Raw genomic sequence first — 18196 nt, 5'->3', positions numbered from 1 at the left:
CGTACCCGAGACTACAAAGGATGATTCGATGAATGAGCACACTCCGGCCGCCGTTGCCGCTGCCTACTTCGAGGCCCTCGCCAGCGGCGACGTGCCGACCGCGATGGCGCAGCTGAGCCCGCAGGTCGTCTGGCACCAGCCGGGCGCCAACCGTTTCTCCGGCGAGCATGCCGGCGTCGAGGGCGTGGGGGCTCTGCTGGGCGGGATGATGGAGGCGAGCAACGGTAGCTTTCAGCTGGCCGTGACCGGACCGGCCATGGTCAACGGCGAACTCGTCGCCGTACCCGTCCGTTTTAGCGGCACGAATGCGGACGCGTCGATGGACATGGCAGGTGTGGACCTGCTGACCGTCCGCGACGGAAAGATCGCAGCGGTGCACCTGTTCTCCGCCGACGGGGCCGCCGAGGACGCTTTCTGGGGGCGTGTCTAACGTCGAGCGGTGAGGCGCAGCAGGACCCCCTCCGGGCGGCAGGCGATGCGCACCGGGGCGAAGCGGGAGGTGCCGATGCCCGCGGAGACGTTGAGCGGGGTCGTGCGGCCTTCGTGTTCCCACACGGTCAGGCCGCGCGCACGCCACGTCGGCAGGTCGCAGTTGGAGACGAGCGCGCCATAGCCCGGGATGCAGACCTGTCCGCCGTGGGTATGGCCGGCGAAGATGATGTCAGCCCCGGCATCAGTGAATTCGTCGAGGACCCGCTGGTAGGGGGCGTGCGCGAGCGCGATCTTCACGTGCGGTGCGTCCGAGCTCGTCGCTGAGCCGCGGGGCCACCCGGCGAAGGCGTCGTATCCGAGGTGGGGGTCGTCGACACCCGTGAAATCGATCCGGAGCCGGCCGTGTGGCACTGACTGGCTGCGATTAGAGAGGTTGATCCACCCGGCCGCACCGAACAGTTGGTGCATGGTCTGCCAGTCCAGACCGACGCGCTCAGCGGGTTCCTTGTTCGACGAGGGGCCGGCGAAATACTTGAACGGGTTGGCCGGACGCGGGGCGAAATAGCAGTTCGAACCCGGGACGTAGACGCCGGGGAAGCGCAGGAGCGGATCCAACGCGTCGATGAGCGGGCCCACGGCCTCTTTGTGGCTGAGATTGTCGCCGGTATTGACCACGAGGTCGGGTTCCAATTCGGCGAGCGATCGCAGCCAGGCCGCCTTGGCGCGTTGGCCCGGGACCATGTGGATGTCCGAGAGGTGCAGCACCGTGATGTCCGGGACACCGGGCGGCAGAACGGGGACTGACTCATGACGGACGGTGAACTGGTTGCGCTCCCAGAGCCCGTAGCCGAGGGCCGCCGCTCCGGCGACTGCGACCGTACCGGCGACGGTCGCCCCGCGGCGCAGGCTGCGGATCAGTGCTTCTGCCATGTTCAGTTGATTCCCCGCGTCCTAGTCGTCGTTGTTGCCGTTCCCGTTACCGTTGCCGCCATTCCCGTTGTTGCCGTTGCCGGCACCGGGACCGCCGGGGGTGGTGTCCGTGTTCCCGGAGTTCGAGTCGCCGCTGTCCGAGGCGTCGCCCGAGTCGCCGCTGTCCGAGTTGTCACCCGAGTCTGCGCTGGAGTCGTCCCCGGAATCATCGCTGTCATCGTCATCGGAATCAGAACTCGGGGCCGGCTGCGGGGCGGGCCTCGAATCGGCCTGGCCGAACGCTGTGGCCTCGTAGTTCGGGATGACCTTGCTCATGTAGTCGAGCCAGAGCGGTGCGGCCCACGTCGACGAGTCCGGACTCGCGACGGTCTGGCCCTTGACGGTGATTCCGCGGAGGTCAACGCCGGGGCCGGTGTGGCTGCCGACCCAGGTCGCCGTCGAGATACCCGTCGTGTAGCCGACGAACCAGGTCGACGCGGCCTGGTTGCTCGTTCCGGTCTTGCCCGCAATGGGGGCGGAAATCGTGCCCTTGGCGACGCGCTGCGAGGCGATCTTGCTCAGGGTGCCGTTGAGGTTGCGCACGATGTCGGGGTCGATCGCGTTGCGGCACGCCGCGGCCGGCACCTTGTATTTGTTGCCGGCTGCGTCCTTGACCGAGACGAGCGCGCGCGGCTCGCAGAATTCGCCGTTGTTCGCGAAGGCAGCGAAGCCCGCGGCCTGGGAGAGCGGGGTCACGTCGGCCGTGCCGAGGACCATGGACGGGTTGGCCGGGTTGATGGCCTTGGGGGCGCCATCGTCGTCGCGGGCTGCCTGATCCACGATGCCGACGTCGTACGCGGCGTTGGAGATGTCGCACAGGTCGAGCCGGGCGGCCTGCGCGACGGTTGCCGTGTTGATGGACCAGTAGAGACCCTCGTCCACCGTCATACTTCGTTTGTAACCGTCAGTGAAGTTTTTCACGGGATAGCCGCCGAAGGCCCGAGTGGACCCGCCCGGCATACACGATGCCTTCCATTGGAATTCGGCCGAGTAGTTGTCGACGCTGGCGTCAATCCGGTCCCACATCTTGCGACCGGACTGGAGCCAGGCGATCGTCGTGAAAGGCTTCATCGTGGAGCCGCCCTGGAAGCCGTTCGAGCCGCCGTATTCGCGGGCCACGTTGAAGTTGTAGACGGTCTCCGCGCCGCTATCGCCCGGGCCGTATTCCTTGTTCTGGGCCATCGCGAGGATCTTGCCGGTGCCGGGCTCGACCGAGACGACGGCGCTGCCCAGGTCGGAGGGATCGTCGGCCGGGACGGCCTTGCGGGCGGCGGCGATAGCCTCCTTCTGAGCGTCCACGTCCAGCGTCGTCTTGATCTCCAGACCGCCGCGGAAGAGCAGGTTCTCGCGCGCCTCGACGGTCTCGCCGTAGGCCGGATCGGCGAGGATCTGGTGACGCACGTAGTCGCAGAAGTGCGGGGCGACGTTGGAGGCGATGCAGCCGGAGTTGGTCGACTTCGGCTTGAGCTGGATGTCAGTCGCGACAGCCTCGTCGTACTCCTCCTGCGTGATCGCCTGATTGCGCAGCATGGCCGCGAGCACGGTGTCGCGGCGCTTCTGCGTGAGCTCCGGGTTCTTCTCCGGGTTGTAGACGTTGGGGATCTGCACCATACCCGCGAGCATGGCCGCCTCGGGGATGTTCAGATCGGCGGCCGACTTGGAGAAGAACCGCTGCGCTGCGGCCTCGACGCCGTAGTTCCGGCCCGAGAAGAGCACGAGGTTCAGGTAGCCCTCGAGGATCTCGTCCTTGCTCATCTGCTTCTCGACGGCGATCGCCAGCTTCATCTCGCGGAGCTTGTCGCCGTAGTCCTTGGTGCCGGAGATCGTCAGCTCCTCCGCCGGAATGCCCGCGAGCACGCCGGAGTTGATGATCTGGTTGTTGACGTACTGCATCGTCAACGTGGAGGCGCCCTGCTCGCTGGAGGAGGTGAGGTTGGACGCGACCGCGCGGAGCGTGCCGCGCAGGTCGATGCCGCCGTGCTCGTAGAAGCGCTCGTCCTCGATGGAGACGATGGCGTCCTTCATGGGCTGGGAAATCTTGTCGATCGACACCGGCTTGCGGTTCTCGGAGTAGAACGTCGCGAGGGTCGTACCGTCGCTCGCGAGGATCTTCGACGGGACGGAGAGCGGATCCTGACGCAGTTCCTCCGGAAGTTCTTCGAAGAACTCGATGCTCGCGTTGGCACTGGAGCCCGCGAGGGAGGCGATCGGGACGAGCAAACCCGCCGCCAACACACCACAGATCGCGCTCACACCGAAGAAGGCAACAATTTTGCCGAGGGTGGTTGCGGTATCGAACAAAGGAGATTTACTACCGGCCATACCCATCAGTCTAACTGGAGCGACTACCCTTGCCGGTATGACCACTTGGGAATACACCATCACGCCACTGCCGCTGCACACCCCGAAGGACGTCCTGGACACGTGGGGCTCCGAGGGCTGGGAGCTCGTGTCCGTCACTCCGGCCCCCAACGGCACCGGGCATGTCGCGTACATGAAGCGCCCGAAGCAGTAACCCCTTTCCGACAAGGAGCAGTATGGAAAATCAGACGACGTCGAACTCCGTTTCGGCCATCGAGAACCGCCTGGCCGAGCTGGGACTGACGCTGCCCGAGGTGGCCCCGCCCGTCGCCGCGTATGTGCCGGCCGTCACGAGCGGGAACCACGCCTTCACCTCCGGCCAGCTGCCGTTCTTTAAAGGCGAACTCCCAGCCGTCGGAAAGGTTGGCGCCGACGTGACCCGGGAAGCCGCCAAGGAGATGGCAGCTACGTGCGTCCTGAACGCCCTGGCCGCAGTGAAGTCGGTCATCGGCGATCTGGACCGGATCACCAGGATCGTCAAGGTCGTGGGATTTGTCTCCTCCGATCCTTCCTTCACCGGCCAGCCGGGCGTCGTCAACGGGGCCTCCGAGCTGCTGGGCGAGATCTTCGGTGAGGCCGGCATCCACGCCCGCTCCGCCGTCGGCGTCGCTGTCCTGCCACTCGATTCTCCGGTCGAAGTTGAACTGGTCGCGGAATTCTCCTGACGGCCGCCGTCCAGTAGGCGGAGCGCGCACCCTCGGTGCGCGCTCCCTGGGCGCGCCCGCGACGGAAACGCTCAGCCGCCACTTCGAGCTGCCGCTGGACCAGCAGCCGGCCGCCGAGAACTGGGTGAACCACGGGGAGCGGACGCCGCGTGCTGCGCGTCGCGCCTCCTCCGTGGTGCTTTTGCGCGACGGCACCCACGGCGTCGAAACGTATCTCGGCTACCGGCGGGGCAACTCGCCGCTCGGCGCCATCGCCTTTCCGGGTGGCAGCGAGGAGCACGACGACGACGCGGCCGTCGCCTGGTTCGGGCCGACCCCGGGCCAGTGGGCACAGAAGCTCGGCATCCTGGACCACCGCGAGGCCCGTGCCCGAATCGTGTGCGCCGCCCGCGAGCTCTTCGAGGAGACCGGGGTGCTGCTCGCTGGCGCCGACGAGCTCTCGGTGCTCGAGAACTGCTCCAGCAGGGAGTGGATGGAGCTTCGCCAGGCGGTTGCCGAGCAGGACCTCTCCTTTGGCGAGCTGCTCAACGGCCGGGGCCTCGGTCTGCGCACCGATCTGCTGCGCCCGCTGGCCCGCTGGTTCAGCCCGGATTTCGCGCACCGGCGGTTCGACACGTGGTACTTCGCGGCGGCCATGCCCGTGCGGCAGCAGGCGAGCCTGCTCGACGGCAAGGGCACCTGGGCGGCGTGGAAGTCGGCGGCCGCCCTGCTGGAAGAGCGATCAACGACGGTCCTCGGCGACGAAGTGGCCCACCGGGACACTGTCGGAAAGACGCTGAGCCAGACGACGGTGCCGGCCGTTGAGGTCATCTTGGAGAAGATCGCCACGACGCGCGGAACGATCGCCTACCTGGCCCACCGGCGCGAGCTCAGGACGTTTCACCCGCAACTGGTCGACGCCGGCGGAGAGTTCGTCCTCGAGGTTTCCGTGAGCACGGCCAGCGAGGGCGGGATCTGCTGGCGCTCCAGATAGGACCGGGCACCACCGGATTGGCGAACCGGCCGGTGCTACTGCGCGGGCCACTCCACAACGAAACGGCCGCCCCACCCTGAAAGGTGGGGCGGCCGTCGTCGTACGGGCGGCTCGGCGCCTAGCGCGAGCGCTGGCGCAGGCGCTGGATGTCGAGGATCACGACGGCGCGCGCCTCGAGGCGCAGCCAGCCGCGCTGAACGAACTCGGCCAGGGCCTTGTTGACGGTCTCGCGGGAGGCCCCGACCAGCTGGGCCAGCTCCTCCTGCGTGAGCTCGTGGGCGACGAGGATTCCGTCGGTGGCCGGGCGGCCGAAACGGTCGGCGAGGTCCAGCAGCGCCTTGGCCACGCGGCCGGGAACGTCGGAGAAGACCAGGTCGGCCAGCGACTCGTTGGTGCGGCGCAGGCGGCGGGCGAGGGCCTGCAGCAGCTGGATCGACACCTCGGGGGAGGTCTCGATGACCTTGCGCAGGTTCTCGTGGCGCAGGCCGGCCAGTCGCGTCTCGGAGACCGCGGTGGCGGTGGCGTTGCGCGGGCTCGGATCGAACAGGGCCATCTCGCCGAAGAGCTCGCCGGGGCCGAGGACTGCCAGGAGGTTCTCACGGCCGTCCGGGGCGGTGCGGCCCAGCTTGATCTTGCCGGAAACGATGAAGTACAGCTGGTCGCCTTGGTCGCCCTCGCGGAAGACGGAGGCGCCGCGGGAGAGGTCGACCTCGGTCAGTTCGTCGGTAAGGGCTGAGAAAACGTCGTCGCCAAGCGTCTGGAAGAGCGGTGCGCGGCGAAGTACCTCGATGTCCATGGAATCTCCTGTCCAAAAAAATTGATAGCGCTACCGATCATTCTGCCGTACGGAAGGCCCTTGTGACGACTTCCACACGGCGAGCCCGTGTGACGTTGGTGTGAATTAAGCTCAGAGCACTCCCAGATTGGGTGCGTAAAATCGGGAACAATGATTTTCGGATTCAGCTGGCTCGACATCATTCTGGCCATCGTGCTGCTGTCGTTCCTCGTGTCGGGGTGGCGACAAGGCTTCTTCGTCACCCTCGGCCGTATCGTCGGCCTGATCGCCGGTGCCGTCGCGGCCTTCTATGCGGTGCCCGTGGTCTCCGGCTGGGTCCACAACGCCGGCTGGCGCCTGTTCTGGGTGGTTGCAGTCGCCGTCGTGCTCGTCATTCTCGGGCAGGGTATCGGCACGGCGTTGGGCTCCAGGATCCGTCTGTGGCTTAACTATCCGGCACTGAAGTCCTTCGATCGTCTGATGGGCGCGTTCGTGAATACTGCCGTCGCCGCCATCGTCGTCTCGGCGCTGTCCTTCTCCGTGGCCGCGATGGGTATCCCCGTCTTGTCACGGGCCCTCGCGGACTCGAAGGTCATCAGCACCATCCGTGAGTACACGCCCGAGCCCGTCGACGAGGCCCTGGCGAACGCCCGCTCAGCTGTCATGGGCGGGACGATCCCGGAACTCATCGACCCGTTCGCCCCGACCGAGAGCGACCCGGCGCCCGAGCCCGAACAGCTGCCCGGCGGTCCGGGGATCGATGCCGCGGCGGACTCCGTGGTGAAGGTCAGCGGCACCGCCTTCGAATGCGGTATGAACCAGACGGGAAGCGGGTTCGCGGCCGCCGAGGACCGCGTCATCACCAACGCGCACGTCGTCGCCGGGGTCACCGATCCTGTCGTGACGACTCGCGATGGCCGCGCACTGCCCGCGACCATCGCCCACTTCGATCCTGCGGCCGACCTTGCGGTGCTGGAGGTTCCAGGGCTCGGCCTGAGCCCGATCCCTGTCGGCCAGGACCTCGAGAAGGGGCGTGCCGGCGTGTTCATGGGGCACCCGGCCGGCGGTCCGTTCCGTGCACTGGGTGCCACCGTGCAGTCGGTCAAGGACGTTCCGGTCCAGAACATCTACGGCGGGGAGCCGTCGACGCTGAACATCTACCAGCTCGGTGCGGACATCGAGCAGGGAAATTCCGGCGGCCCGCTCGTCGACGAGGAAGGACGTCTGATCGGTGTCGTCTTCGCGAAGGCGCGCGGCGCTGACGAGGTCGGCTACGCGCTCACCCTCGAGGAGGTCGCACCGCTCGTCGACGCCGCCACGAGCTACGACGACGTCGTCTCATCCGGGGCCTGCAAGGCCGCCTGACCGCTCGGTCCGGGTGGTCGACTAGAGGGACCCCAGTGCGCTCAGGCCGAGGACGGCCAACGTGCCAAAGGCGGCGCCCCAGATGACAATTGAGATCGACTGCCAGATGATCACCTGGTTCTTCGCTGCTCCGACGCCGACCATGAGCATCGACGTGATCTGACTCGGAAGCACCCACTGTCCCAGCAGGCTCACCCCCGGAACGCCGTACCGGTTGAACAACCGCAGGAACTTCTGCTGCCCCTTGGACGGTTCGCGACGAGAACGCTCTGCGAGGCGGCGCTGGATGCCCGCGCCCAGGGTGACCAGCAGGAACATGCAGATCCAGTTGCCGACGATGGCCGCCGACACCGCGACCCACACGGGCAGCCCGACGAACACCCCGATGACTGCTCCCGCGTACGACTCGACAAACGGGATGGCGCCGGCCAGGACGATGACGCACGACTGCAGCCAGGCGGGCAGCGGCTCGGCCAGGTCTTGAAGCCAGTTGATGAGGTCCATGGTGTTCTCCTTGTCAGTTCATTTTTCGATCTGCAACAAGTCCACCAGCCTGACGCGGTGCCGCGTAGTGCCGCAGTGGCCCTGATCTGCCGGGAGGATCACATGCCAGCCCCCTGACATATGTCACTGCCCTACGCTGGAGCCATGACACTGCCGAGCACCATGAGCGAGCGCAACTCCCGGCGTGCCTTTCACACCTTCTGGTGGTGGACCTGGGCCTCGCTGATCTTCCTCTATGCCGTGATGTACTTCGTGACGTTCGCCCACTTGGTTATCGGCAACGAAGCCGCCGGTGACGGCACGGCCGTGCGCGTCTACGGCACGGTGCAGCTGGTTCTGCTGGTGGTCTCGGCGTTGACCACCTTCAAGACGTCATTGCGTTTCCGATCCGGTTGGCCCGACGACGGCCCTACCCCGTGGCACACCGTCGCCGCGGTGGGCGTAGCCCCGCTGCTGCTGGCCCTGAGCTCTTGGGGGAACGACGACGGCGGCCTCGCACCGCTTCTCCCGTTCTGGCTCGCGGTCTCCCACATCGCCGGCCTGCTTCCGAAGCCCGGCCGCTGGCGCCTCTTCTGGGCCGGGCTGGCGTTGGTCGTCGCGATCGCGGCGGTCTTTCGCATCCTGTACCCCGGCGCTGCCTGGTGGGTCGAACTGGAATCGACGCGGGGGACGTCGGACAGCCTCTTCGCCATCACCTACGGCATCCTCATCCCCGCGGTCGTCCTGGGGTCGGTCTGGTGGTGGGACGCGATCGTCCGGTTGCAGCGAGGCCGTGCAGCCGAACGGGAGCTGGCCGTGGCTCGCGAGCGGCTGCGCATCGCAGCGGATCTTCATGACATCCAGGGGCACCACCTGCAGGTCATCGCGCTCCAGGCCGAGCTGGCTGAACGCCTCGTGCAGCGCGACCCGGCGGGCGCGCTCGAGCAGATCGGCAAGGTCCGGCTGGCCGCGTCCGAGGCCATGGGGGAGACTCGGGCCGTCGTCAGCGGCTTGCGCCAGGTCGGCTTCGCGACCGAGGTGGAGAACGCGGCCGACGTGCTCGGCGCGGCCGGCATTGACTGCACGGTGCACGGTTGGGGCCACGAACTCACGGGCGCTCCGCGCGAGGCCCTCGGCTGGGTCATCCGCGAGGCCTCCACCAACATCCTGCGCCACGCCCAGGCCACTCGTGCCGAGCTGAAGCTCGTCGAGACCGGCGAGGACGTCACGCTCACGGTGACCAACGACGGCGTCGCGCCCCGAGCATCGGGGAACAGCGAGTCGGAGGCCGACGACATGGATTCGTCGGGCCTGCTGGGACTGCGCCGCCGCATCGAACAGCTGGGCGGCCGCTTCGAGGCGGGCGCCCGCGGGGACGAGTTCGTGGTCACGGCGACGGTCCCGGTCGAAGCGGTGGCCGCCAGAAGCGTCGAGTCGGCCGTCGGCCGCGGGGTGCAGGCATGATCCGGGTGCTCGTCGCGGATGACGAGGACCTCATCCGCGGGGCGCTCGTCGCACTCCTCGAGCTGGAGGAGGACCTCACCGTCGTCGCCAGCACCGGCGACGCCGAGGAGGCCGTCGAGCTGGCCGCGCAGCACCGCCCCGACGTGTGCGTCCTGGACCTGGAGATGCCGCCGACGGACGGCGTCGTCGCGGCGGCGGCGATCCACCGTCGAGTCCGGGCGCGCACGCTCATCGTGACCCGCCACGCCCGCCCAGGAGTTCTGCGCCGGGCCCTGCGCGAGGGGGTGAACGGGTTCGCACCGAAGTCGATGCCGGCCGAGCAGCTCGCCCAGGTCATCCGCGATGTCGCCCGCGGGAAGCGCTACGTCGACCCGGAGATCGCCGCGAGCGCCCTCACGGGGGAGAAATGCCCGCTCAGCGACCGCGAGCTCGACGTCCTGCGGGTCGGCCGCGACGGCGCCCGGATCTCGGTCATCGCGGCTCACCTGCATCTGGCGGAGGGCACCGTGCGAAATCACGTCTCGTCGATTCTGGCGAAGGTCGGGGTCGAGACTCGGCACGAGGCAGCGCGGATCGCGTGGGAGAACGGGTGGATCTGAGCCCCGCCGGGGACCGCACGGACTAAATCGACTGGCCGTCCTCAGGCCAGTGGCCGTCGGCCTCCCAGTGCAGTTGCGCGCCGTGCTGGTGCGTGTACGCCTGCGGCACCCCGTCGAGCGTCATGACGAACATGCCCGCCCGCTCGCGGGGGACCGCGACCTCGCCGTCGGTCGCTTCGCCCATGAAGAACCCCTCGTTGGCGATCCATCGGCAGTCGAGCGCCGTCACGAGCTCCACGAACGCGTGGCGCAGTTCCGGCGGCAGGTAGGACGTCACCGCCGAGTGGTAGACGACGGCGGTGTGCGCGTCCGGGACGGCGCCTACGAGGGCCTCGACGTTCTCGAGGAGGTCGCCGCGGATCAGCTTCACGGGCCCGCCCGGGTTGTCCTCGGGCAGGGCGGCGAGCACGTCGAGGCCGGCGCTCAGGCGTGCGAGGCGCTGTGTTTGCCCGGGCCAGACGAGGCACTTGAGCCAGCGGGCCGTCTCCGGGTCCGCCCCGTCGAGCGGGTTCAGGTCGACGCCGGTCCGCGAAGCGACCTCCGGCAGGCGGGTCGGCAGCGGCGGGTCTCCCGTCGTCGTGCACTCGAGGAGCGGCGCGCCCGCGGCGAGATTCTCCGCGCCGAGGACGCCACCGCCGTCGTACCGGTACGCGAAGCGGTCCGGCAGCAGGCACAGCCCGGCCGAGGGGCCGAGCTCGATGAGGGCGAGGGGTTTGCCCGACTCGGCGCGGATCTGCTCGAAGACGGGCAGCAGGGTGGCGCAGCGGGCGGGCTCGTTCGTCTGCGTCATGCGGACGGCGAGCTCGGCGGCGACGTCGTCCCAGCGCTCGCGCAGGAACGCCGCGAGGATCTCGAACCCGGCGTCCGGGCAGCCGAGGAAGCGCGCGACGGCGAAGACGAGGTTCGGCTGCTGCTTGCTCGGCGGCAGCGAGGCGATGAGCTCGATAAGGGTCTCGTCGGCCGCGACGCCGTGGGCCCAGTCGGCGTAGAGCGCCGAGTGCGACGGGAACCAGACGCGCGCGTACTGGGTGAACAGATGCGTCGTCGCCTCGCGGGCCCGCCGGTTCACGGTTACTCCTCTGTGAGCAGGTGCGCCAGCTGGGCGATCCCGAGCCGGTAGCCGTTGGTCCCGGCGCCGATCACGATCGAGCGGGCGACGGGGGAGATGAAGGAATGGTGGCGGAAGGCTTCACGCGCGTGCACGTTGGAGATGTGGACCTCGATCACGGGAAGCTCGATGCCGGAGACGGCGTCGGCGAGGGCGATCGACGTGTGGGTGTAGGCGCCCGGGTTGAAGACGACGCCGGCGTGTGTGCCGCGGGCGGCGTGCAGGGCGTCGACGAGCGTGCCCTCGTGGTTGGACTGGAGGAACTCGACCTCGAGCCCGTGACGGGCGGCCTCCTCGCGGCAGAGGGCCTCGACGTCGGCCAGGGTCTCGTGACCGTAGACCGCCGGCTCCCGCGTACCCAAGAGGTTGAGATTCGGGCCGTTCAGGATCAGGATCGTCTGCTCGCTCATGGGCCCATATAAGCACACGTCACAGCCCGGTGGGCAGTGGAGGGTGCGCAGCGCGGCCATGATGACGGGCCGGCTGGCGCGGCACCGGGCGCGGAAAAGGGGCCGCGACCGGCTATGGTCGCGGCCCCTTGGGAGCGGTCAGGAGCGCATGTCCTGGGCGATCCGAGTCATGACGCTCGGGTCCGCCAGCGTCGAGGCGTCACCGGCCTCGCGGCCCTCGGCGACGTCCTTGAGGAGACGGCGCATGATCTTGCCGGAGCGGGTCTTCGGCAGTTCCGGCACCACCAGGATGTGGCGCGGCTTGGCGATCGGGCCGATCTGTCTCCCGACGTGGTTGCGCAGTTCGGTCACGATGTCCTCGCCCTCCTCGGCGCCGCCGCGCAGGATCACGAAAGCGACCACGGCCTCGCCCGTCGTCGCATCCTTCGCCCCGACGACGGCGGCCTCGGCCACCTTCTCGTGCGCGACGAGCGAGGACTCGATCTCCGTGGTGGAGAGGCGGTGGCCGGAGACGTTCATGACGTCGTCGACGCGGCCGAGCAGCCACAGGTCCCCGTCCTCGTCGAACTTGGCGCCGTCGCCCGCGAAGTACATGCCGTCGAAACGCGACCAGTACGTCTCCTTGAAACGCTCCGGGTCGCCCCAGATGCCGCGCAGCATCGACGGCCACGGGTCGCGGATGACGAGGTACCCGCCCTCGCCGTCGCCCACGGACTCGCCCATCTCGTCGACGATGTCGATCGAGACGCCCGGTACGGCGACCTGGGCCGAGCCCGGCTTCGTGTGGGTCACCCCGGGCAGCGGGGCGATCATGTGCGAACCGGTCTCGGTCTGCCACCACGTGTCCACGATCGGGGCCGGGTGCTCCTTCTTCTCCCCGTTCTTGCCCGCGTTGGAGCCGATGACGTCGCGGTACCACATCCACGCCTCGGGGTTGATGGGCTCGCCGACGGTGCCGAGCACGCGCAGCGAGGAGAGGTCGTAGCCGTCCGGGATCTCCCGGCCCCACTTCATGCACGTGCGGATCGCGGTCGGTGCCGTGTAGAGGATCGAGACCTTGTACTTCTCGACGATCTCCCACCACCGGCCCTGGTGCGGGGAGTCCGGGGTGCCCTCGAACATGACCTGGGTGGCGCCGTTGATGAGCGGGGCGTAGGCGACGTAGGAGTGGCCGGTGACCCAGCCGACGTCGGCCGTGCACCAGAAGACGTCCGACTCGGGGTGCAGGTCGAAAGTGTCCTTGTGGGTGGCCGCGGACTGCACGAGGTAGCCGCCCGTGGTGTGCAGGATGCCCTTCGGCTTCCCCGTGGTGCCCGAGGTGTAGAGGATGAACAGCGGGTGCTCGGCGTCGTGGGCGATCGGGGTGTGCTCGCCGCTCGCGGTCGGCACGACGTCGTCCCACCACTTGTCCAGATCCGCGTTCCAGTCCGTGGGCTCGCCGTTGCGCTTGACGACGACGACGTGCTCGACGGTGTGCCCTGGCGTGGCGAGGGCCGCGTCGACGGCGGGTTTCAGGGAACTCGGCTTGCCGCGACGCCACGTGCCGTCGGCGGTCACGACGAGCTTCGCCTCGGCGTCGTCGATCCGCGAGCGCAGGGCGTCGGCGGAGAAACCGCCGAAGACGACGGAGTGCACGGCGCCGATGCGCGCGCAGGCCAGCATCGTGATCACGGCCTCGGGGATCATCGGGAGGTAGATGGCCACGCGGTCGCCCTTGGCCAGGCCGAGCGACTCGAAGGCGTTGGCGGCCTGCTTCACGGCGGTCGTCAGTTCGGCGTAGGTGTAGGAAGTGGAGTCCCCGGTCGCGCCTTCGAAATGGATCGCGACCCTCTCGCCGTTGCCGGCCTCGACGTGGCGGTCCAGCGCGTTGTACGCGGCGTTGACCTTGCCGCCGACGAACCACTTGGCCACCGGGGCGCCCGACCAGTCGAGGGTCTCGGCGAAGTCGGTGTCCCACGTGAGCACCTCGCGCGCCCGTTCGGCCCAATAGCCCAGCCGGTCGGCCTTCGCGCGCTCGTACCGGGAGGCGTCGGCGATGGCGGCCGCCGCGAATTCGGCGCTGGGGGCGAAGGCGCGCTCTTCATGCATCAGGTTGTCCAGCGTGGAGGTCGCATCAGTCACGACGGGTCCTTTCAGTCACAGGGATGCCGCTTCGGATCGGCTGTGTCTCAGGTTACACACCGTCGGGCCGCCGGTGTGCCGACCGTCACATCCGCAGCCGGTGGGTGGGGGCGATTCTGCGTTGAACGGTCCGGCGGCCTCGGGCGAGCGGGCCTCGCCCGATAAGCTCGTAGCCGAATCGCTGTCCACCACCGCAGGAGCCGCACGATGACCACGCCAGCCGGCACGCCCGACGAAACCCTGGCCGACGACGCCGTCCGCGTCGCCGGACCGTTCACGCTGCGCGAGGTCGTCGTCCTGATCGCCGCGGCGCTCATCCTCATCGGTTCGCTCATTCCGTTCGTGGCGGGCACGCGCATCGTCAACGCGTGGGTTTTCAGCCAGACGCAGTTCAACCAGGTCGTCTTCCTGCTCGGGCCGCTGCTCGTCGCGGCCGGGTTCGCGTGGCGCCGCCTCGCCGGCCGCACCCGCGTCGCGCTCTTCTCACTCACCCTCGACCAGTGGGGGTCAGTGCTCGGTTTGCTCGCCGCCGGCTACTACTTCTTCGCGGCCGTCACGAGCATGAGCTTCTCCTTCCTGCTGTGTTTCGTCGGCGCCCTCGCCCTCGTCGCGAGCACGACGACGGCGCACGTCGTCGGCGGGTTCGCCGCCGATTTCGTTCCGGGGGAGGGCTACCTGCTCGCCCGCGACGTCAAACCCTCGGCTCCGGCGGCCGTGGAGCCGGCCCCGGCCGCCCGCGGCGGCGAGACGCCCGCGCAGGCCCGCCCCGCCGTCGTCGTGCCCGAAGGGTCCGCGCCGGCGCGCGGGACCGGAACGGCCGCGGCTGACGCGGCCGTTCCGACTGACGAGGCGGTCCGGGGCGACGCTGCGCCCGGTCCCTTCTGGTTCGCGGTGCCGCACCCGCGCGAGGCCTTCGACGAGCAGACGGGGATGTGGGCGTTCACGGTCGAGCCCGGCGGTTGGGTCCTCGCACTCGCCGACCGCGGCGACACGTTCCTGATCCAGCACCCGGACGGACGCGTGGGTGTGCTGCGCGAGACCGACGGAATCGAGCGTGCCTGACGTGGCGCGCGAGGAGACCGCGCTGGGGCTCAAGCGCCGGGCCCGCAAGACCTACCGGCAGCTCGTCGAGGCGTACCCGTACGCGGTACCCGAGCTGGATTTCGCGGCCCCGTTCGAGCTGCTCGTGGCGACCGTGCTCTCCGCGCAGACCACCGACGTGCGCGTTAACGCGATCACGCCGGCGCTCTTCGCCCGGTTCCCGGATGCGCGCGCGATGGCGGCGGCACCGGTCGGCGAACTCGAGGAGCTGATCCGGGCGACCGGCTTCTTCCGGGCGAAGGCGGCGAACCTGCTCTCGCTGTCGCGGCAACTGGTCGAGCAGCACGACGGCGAGGTGCCGGGCCGGCTCGAGGCTCTGGTCGCGCTGCCCGGCGTGGGGCGCAAGACAGCGAACGTCGTGCTCGGCAACGCATTCGGTGTCCCCGGCATCACCGTGGACACCCACTTCGGGCGGCTCGCCCGCCGGTTCGGCTGGACGGAGGAGACGGACCCGGTCAAGGTCGAGCACGAGGTCGGCGCCCTCTTCGAGCGGCGCGACTGGACGATGCTCTCGCACGTCGTCGTCTTCCACGGGCGCCGCGTCTGCCACTCCCGCCGGCCCGCGTGCGGCGCCTGCCCGGTCGCGCACCTGTGCCCGTCGTTCGGCGAGGGGGAGCGCGAACCGGCGGCCGCACGCAAGCTGCTCAAGTACGAGCTCGCGCCGGGGCGCGAGGAACTGCACGAGTTGATGGTCGCCGGGCGCACTCGGCGCGAGCTGCGCGCCCTGGGCTACGGGCTGGACGCGTGATGGAGCGGCCGGGGCCGGAGACCGGGACGCTGCGGGGCGCCCGTGCCCAGCTGGAGGCGCTCGCCTCCGCACACGAGGTCCGGGGAGCGGGGCAAGCCGCGCCGCGGCGGCTGCCGGAGTCGTGGCGGTTCCGTCCGCTGGACCCGCAGACCGTCCAGCGCGCGGCCGTGCTGATCCTCTTCGGCCGGCTGGACGACCGACCCGCGGAGCACCCGCACGACGTCGTCCCCGAGGAGCTGGACGTGCTGTTCGTCCAGCGCGCCGACACCCTGCGCAAGCACGCCGGGCAAGTCGCCTTTCCGGGCGGGAAGATCGACCCGGAGGACGAGGGGCCGATCGCGGCGGCGTTGCGCGAGGCCGAGGAGGAGACGGGCCTGGACCCGGCCGGCGTGGACGTCCTGGGGGCGCTGCCGGAGACCGAGCTGCCGGTGAGCGATTTCCTGGTGACCCCGGTGCTGGGCTGGTGGGCGCGGCCCTCCCAGGTGTGCGTGGTGGACCCGACCGAGTCGGCGCACGTTTTTCGGGCGCCCGTCGCCGACTTGCTGGACCCCGCGAACCGAGTCAGCGCCGTCATCGTGCGCGACGGCGAGAAATTCACGTCGCCGGCGTTCCTCGTTCAGGACATGCTGATCTGGGGGTTCACCGGCATCGTCGTCTCACGGCTCTTCGACGAGCTCGGCTGGACCCTTGACTGGGACGAGACGCGCGAGCACCGCGTGCTCTGAGCCCTACTTGGCCTGGTCGTAGGTTTCGACGACGGCGACCGTCACTGGGGTCTCGACGAGGTCGGAGCGGAAGACGAGCTCCGTGGCGCGGGCCGCGGCCTCGTGCACGATCTTCACGACTTCGTCGACCTGTCCCTCGGGCACGTGCAGCATGACCTCGTCGTGCAGGAAGAAGACGATGCGCGAGCTCAGGTCCGGCAGCCGCCGCCGAATGCCCAGGCGCAGCTGGCCCAGCCAGCACAGGGCCCACTCCGCCGCCGTGCCCTGGACCACGAAGTTGCGGGTGAAGCGTCCCCGGCTCCTCGCGATCGAGTCCGCACGCGACTGGTCGGCCGGCGTCGCGTCCAGGGAGTTGGCCGCGCGGCGGGCGGCGACGAACGCGTCGTCCGGACCGGGGGAGCCGCGGCCGAGGAACGTGGAGACGCGGCGGCCGGCCTCGCCTTCGCGGGCCGCGTGCTCGATCAGCCCGACCGCCTGCGGGTAGGTCTTGGTCAGCTGCGGCATGAGCCGGCCGGCGTCGCCCGTGGTCTGCCCGTACATGGCGCCGAGCATGACGATTTTCGCGCTCGCCCGGTCGCCGCCGAACCCGCGGTTGGCGACGGCCTGGTAGAGGTCCTTGCCGGTGGAGGCGATCGCGAGCGCCTCGTCACGGCTCATCGCGGCGAGGATGCGCGGCTCGAGCTGGGCCGCGTCGGCGACCACGAGTCGGTGCCCGGGCTCCGCACGCACGGCCGAGCGGACGGTCGCCGGGATCTGCAGCGCCCCGCCGCCGCGCGCCGACCAGCGGCCCGTCACGACGCCACCCACCGAGTAGTCCGGCCAGAACTTGCCGTCGCGCACCCACGCTTCGAGCCACGCCCACCCGTTGGCAGTGAAGAGCCGGGAGAGTTTCTTGTAGCGCTCGAGCACTTCGAGCGCCGGGTGCTCGTGGTCGGAGAGCTCCCACTGGCTCGTGCTCGCGGCATCGACGCCGACCCGGTGCAGGGCGCGCAGCAGCTCCTGCGGGGAGTCCGGGTTCAGCTTCGGCGCCTGCAGTGCCGCCCGCAGTTCCTCGGCAACCCGTTCGAGCTTTGCGGGCCGATGCCCGTCCGCCGGCCGCGGCCCGAGCTGTTCCTCGAGCAGCGCCTGGTGCGCGCGGGTGCTCCAGGGCATGCCCGTCGCGCGGATCTCGGCGGCGATGAGCGCGCCCACGGACTCGGCCGCGAGCAGCAGCTCCAGCTTGCGGCCCGCCGTCGTGCCCGGAATGGCCGCGCGCTGGGCGGAGAAGTCGCGGCCGACGTCCTCGACTGCGGCGCCGCGCGGCGCCGGGGCCGCGAAGAGCGAGCCCTGAGCCGCGGGCTCCGGCCCGGCCGGGGCCGCCGCGTCGAGATCTCCGCCCGTGGCTGCGCCGCGGCCCGCCGCGTAGTCGCCGCCGGCGGTGGCCGGGGAGTTGCGCAGAATGTTCCGGCACAGGCCCAGGTCCCAGCACCGCTCGACCGTCATCCCGTCGGTGAGGAAGAGCGCGTACCAGTACCGGGTCGATTCCCAGACCCAGCGCAGGGCGCGGGCCTCGGCCCAGGTCACCAGATCGCCGATGTCCTCGTAGGAGAAAGTGAGCGGGCCGGCGAGCGGACGCAGGGACTCGTCGAGAATGAGCACAACGCCGACCGGCACCTCTTCGGCCGGCTCGCGGCCCTCGCGCAGTGACTCCTTCTGCGAGGGCTGCACAGAGCGCGGGTCCTCGCCGCGCAGGGCGTGCACGTCGAAGACGCCGGCCTCGCCTTCGGCGTGGGTGGCGACGAGGAGATAGCGCGGAACGGCGCCGTCGGGGAGGGACGAGGTCAGTGGCACGCCTTCATTGTGGCAGGCCCGGGCCCCGGATTGGCCCGGGACTCCCCGTCCACAGGCCGCGCGGCGC

The 18196-nt window shown here is 69.6% G+C and carries 18 protein-coding genes; 10 read left to right on the top strand and 8 right to left on the bottom strand.

Going from position 1 to position 18196, the window contains the following annotated elements; all coding sequences use genetic code 11:
- Window positions 1–28: 28 nt before the first annotated feature.
- The gene (locus tag EV380_RS09780) at window positions 29–430 is read left to right on the top strand and encodes a nuclear transport factor 2 family protein (protein WP_130450998.1); all 402 of its coding nucleotides are present in this window, start codon (window positions 29–31) and stop codon (window positions 428–430) included.
- Here the strand turns inward: EV380_RS09780 and EV380_RS09775 are convergent.
- Both EV380_RS09775 and EV380_RS09770 read right to left on the bottom strand, forming a co-directional pair.
- A complete protein-coding gene (locus EV380_RS09775; protein ID WP_207219385.1) occupies window positions 427–1362 on the bottom strand; it encodes a metallophosphoesterase in 936 nt (311 codons plus the stop codon). The genes EV380_RS09780 and EV380_RS09775 overlap by 4 nt on opposite strands.
- A 21-nt stretch (window positions 1363–1383) precedes the next feature.
- The gene (locus tag EV380_RS09770) at window positions 1384–3723 is read right to left on the bottom strand and encodes a transglycosylase domain-containing protein (protein ID WP_130450996.1); all 2340 of its coding nucleotides are present in this window, start codon (window positions 3721–3723) and stop codon (window positions 1384–1386) included.
- A 37-nt stretch (window positions 3724–3760) separates the two neighbouring features.
- Between EV380_RS09770 and sp36 the strand changes: the two genes are divergently transcribed.
- Genes sp36 through EV380_RS09760 form a run of 3 tightly spaced genes read left to right on the top strand, consistent with a single transcriptional unit; the run spans window position 3761 to window position 5400 of the window.
- Window positions 3761–3916, top strand: coding sequence for a Sp36 family protein (gene sp36 / locus EV380_RS16615; RefSeq protein ID WP_165391930.1), 156 nt, complete (start codon window positions 3761–3763; stop codon window positions 3914–3916).
- A 22-nt stretch (window positions 3917–3938) separates the two neighbouring features.
- Entirely contained in the window at window positions 3939–4427 is a 489-nt protein-coding gene (locus EV380_RS09765; protein ID WP_130450995.1) for a RidA family protein, read from the top strand.
- Window positions 4428–4473: 46 nt separating this feature from the next.
- Window positions 4474–5400 (top strand): NUDIX hydrolase, encoded by a 927-nt coding sequence (locus tag EV380_RS09760; RefSeq protein WP_130452172.1) that lies wholly within the window; start codon window positions 4474–4476, stop codon window positions 5398–5400.
- 118 nt (window positions 5401–5518) lie between these two features.
- On the opposite strand, the gene EV380_RS09755 is transcribed toward EV380_RS09760, so the two are convergent.
- Complete coding sequence (locus EV380_RS09755; RefSeq protein ID WP_102157366.1) at window positions 5519–6196, bottom strand: Crp/Fnr family transcriptional regulator; 678 nt, start codon at window positions 6194–6196, stop codon at window positions 5519–5521.
- A 150-nt stretch (window positions 6197–6346) separates the two neighbouring features.
- On the opposite strand from EV380_RS09755, the gene EV380_RS09750 reads away from it, so the two are divergent.
- The gene (locus tag EV380_RS09750; protein WP_102157365.1) at window positions 6347–7540 is read left to right on the top strand and encodes a MarP family serine protease; all 1194 of its coding nucleotides are present in this window, start codon (window positions 6347–6349) and stop codon (window positions 7538–7540) included.
- 21 nt (window positions 7541–7561) lie between these two features.
- Here the strand turns inward: EV380_RS09750 and EV380_RS09745 are convergent, their stop codons facing one another.
- A complete protein-coding gene (locus EV380_RS09745) occupies window positions 7562–8044 on the bottom strand; it encodes a hypothetical protein (RefSeq protein WP_130450994.1) in 483 nt (160 codons plus the stop codon).
- Window positions 8045–8188: 144 nt separating this feature from the next.
- Here EV380_RS09745 and EV380_RS09740 point away from each other — a divergent pair, with 144 nt between their 5' ends.
- Window positions 8189–9487: a sensor histidine kinase gene (locus EV380_RS09740; protein ID WP_165391929.1), complete on the top strand. Its 1299-nt coding sequence runs from the start codon at window positions 8189–8191 to the stop codon at window positions 9485–9487.
- Complete coding sequence (locus EV380_RS09735; RefSeq protein WP_102157362.1) at window positions 9484–10086, top strand: response regulator transcription factor; 603 nt, start codon at window positions 9484–9486, stop codon at window positions 10084–10086. Before EV380_RS09740 ends, EV380_RS09735 begins: the two co-directional genes overlap by 4 nt.
- 22 nt (window positions 10087–10108) lie before the next feature.
- Here EV380_RS09735 and EV380_RS09730 read toward each other — a convergent pair whose 3' ends face one another.
- The 3 genes from EV380_RS09730 to acs all read right to left on the bottom strand — a co-directional run bounded on the left by EV380_RS09730 (window position 10109) and on the right by acs (window position 13692).
- The gene (locus tag EV380_RS09730) at window positions 10109–11155 is read right to left on the bottom strand and encodes a DUF2332 domain-containing protein (RefSeq protein WP_207219383.1); all 1047 of its coding nucleotides are present in this window, start codon (window positions 11153–11155) and stop codon (window positions 10109–10111) included.
- A 2-nt stretch (window positions 11156–11157) separates the two neighbouring features.
- Window positions 11158–11604, bottom strand: a complete 447-nt coding sequence (gene aroQ / locus EV380_RS09725) for a type II 3-dehydroquinate dehydratase (RefSeq protein WP_130450992.1) — start codon at window positions 11602–11604, stop codon at window positions 11158–11160.
- Window positions 11605–11742: 138 nt separating this feature from the next.
- Window positions 11743–13692 carry an acetate--CoA ligase gene (gene acs / locus EV380_RS09720; RefSeq protein ID WP_130452170.1) on the bottom strand — a complete coding sequence of 650 codons (1950 nt, stop codon included), beginning with the start codon at window positions 13690–13692 and terminating at the stop codon, window positions 11743–11745.
- Between the two features lie 240 nt (window positions 13693–13932).
- Here acs and EV380_RS09715 point away from each other — a divergent pair, with 240 nt between their 5' ends.
- Genes EV380_RS09715 through EV380_RS09705 form a run of 3 tightly spaced genes read left to right on the top strand, consistent with a single transcriptional unit; the run spans window position 13933 to window position 16299 of the window.
- Window positions 13933–14787, top strand: a complete 855-nt coding sequence (locus EV380_RS09715; protein ID WP_130450991.1) for a hypothetical protein — start codon at window positions 13933–13935, stop codon at window positions 14785–14787.
- 1 nt (window position 14788) lies between these two features.
- Entirely contained in the window at window positions 14789–15574 is a 786-nt protein-coding gene (gene nth / locus EV380_RS09710) for an endonuclease III (RefSeq protein WP_130452169.1), read from the top strand.
- Window positions 15574–16299: an NUDIX hydrolase gene (locus EV380_RS09705; RefSeq protein WP_130452168.1), complete on the top strand. Its 726-nt coding sequence runs from the start codon at window positions 15574–15576 to the stop codon at window positions 16297–16299. Before nth ends, EV380_RS09705 begins: the two co-directional genes overlap by 1 nt.
- 3 nt (window positions 16300–16302) lie before the next feature.
- Here EV380_RS09705 and EV380_RS09700 read toward each other — a convergent pair whose 3' ends face one another.
- Window positions 16303–18129, bottom strand: a complete 1827-nt coding sequence (locus EV380_RS09700; RefSeq protein ID WP_165391928.1) for a bifunctional 3'-5' exonuclease/DNA polymerase — start codon at window positions 18127–18129, stop codon at window positions 16303–16305.
- Between the last annotated feature and the right edge of the window lie 67 nt (window positions 18130–18196).

Source organism: Zhihengliuella halotolerans (assembly GCF_004217565.1).
In the GTDB taxonomy this organism is placed as follows: domain Bacteria; phylum Actinomycetota; class Actinomycetes; order Actinomycetales; family Micrococcaceae; genus Zhihengliuella; species Zhihengliuella halotolerans.
Note: the sequence above shows the minus strand (reverse complement) of the source record. Positions and strands in the feature narration are given on the sequence as shown.

Bases quoted from the DNA above. Each gene is read 5' to 3' on its own strand.
- EV380_RS09765 (WP_130450995.1), top strand. From the start codon at position 3,939: ATGGAAAATCAGACGACGTCGAACTCCGTTTCGGCCATCGAGAACCGC.
- EV380_RS09750 (WP_102157365.1), top strand. From the start codon at position 6,347: ATGATTTTCGGATTCAGCTGGCTCGACATCATTCTGGCCATCGTGCTG.
- EV380_RS09755 (WP_102157366.1), bottom strand. From the start codon at position 6,196: ATGGACATCGAGGTACTTCGCCGCGCACCGCTCTTCCAGACGCTTGGC.
- sp36 (WP_165391930.1), top strand. From the start codon at position 3,761: ATGACCACTTGGGAATACACCATCACGCCACTGCCGCTGCACACCCCG.
- EV380_RS09775 (WP_207219385.1), bottom strand. From the start codon at position 1,362: ATGGCAGAAGCACTGATCCGCAGCCTGCGCCGCGGGGCGACCGTCGCC.
- EV380_RS09770 (WP_130450996.1), bottom strand. From the start codon at position 3,723: ATGGCCGGTAGTAAATCTCCTTTGTTCGATACCGCAACCACCCTCGGC.
- acs (WP_130452170.1), bottom strand. From the start codon at position 13,692: ATGCATGAAGAGCGCGCCTTCGCCCCCAGCGCCGAATTCGCGGCGGCC.
- aroQ (WP_130450992.1), bottom strand. From the start codon at position 11,604: ATGAGCGAGCAGACGATCCTGATCCTGAACGGCCCGAATCTCAACCTC.
- EV380_RS09705 (WP_130452168.1), top strand. From the start codon at position 15,574: ATGGAGCGGCCGGGGCCGGAGACCGGGACGCTGCGGGGCGCCCGTGCC.
- EV380_RS09735 (WP_102157362.1), top strand. From the start codon at position 9,484: ATGATCCGGGTGCTCGTCGCGGATGACGAGGACCTCATCCGCGGGGCG.
- EV380_RS09745 (WP_130450994.1), bottom strand. From the start codon at position 8,044: ATGGACCTCATCAACTGGCTTCAAGACCTGGCCGAGCCGCTGCCCGCC.
- EV380_RS09740 (WP_165391929.1), top strand. From the start codon at position 8,189: ATGACACTGCCGAGCACCATGAGCGAGCGCAACTCCCGGCGTGCCTTT.
- EV380_RS09715 (WP_130450991.1), top strand. From the start codon at position 13,933: ATGACCACGCCAGCCGGCACGCCCGACGAAACCCTGGCCGACGACGCC.
- EV380_RS09780 (WP_130450998.1), top strand. From the start codon at position 29: ATGAATGAGCACACTCCGGCCGCCGTTGCCGCTGCCTACTTCGAGGCC.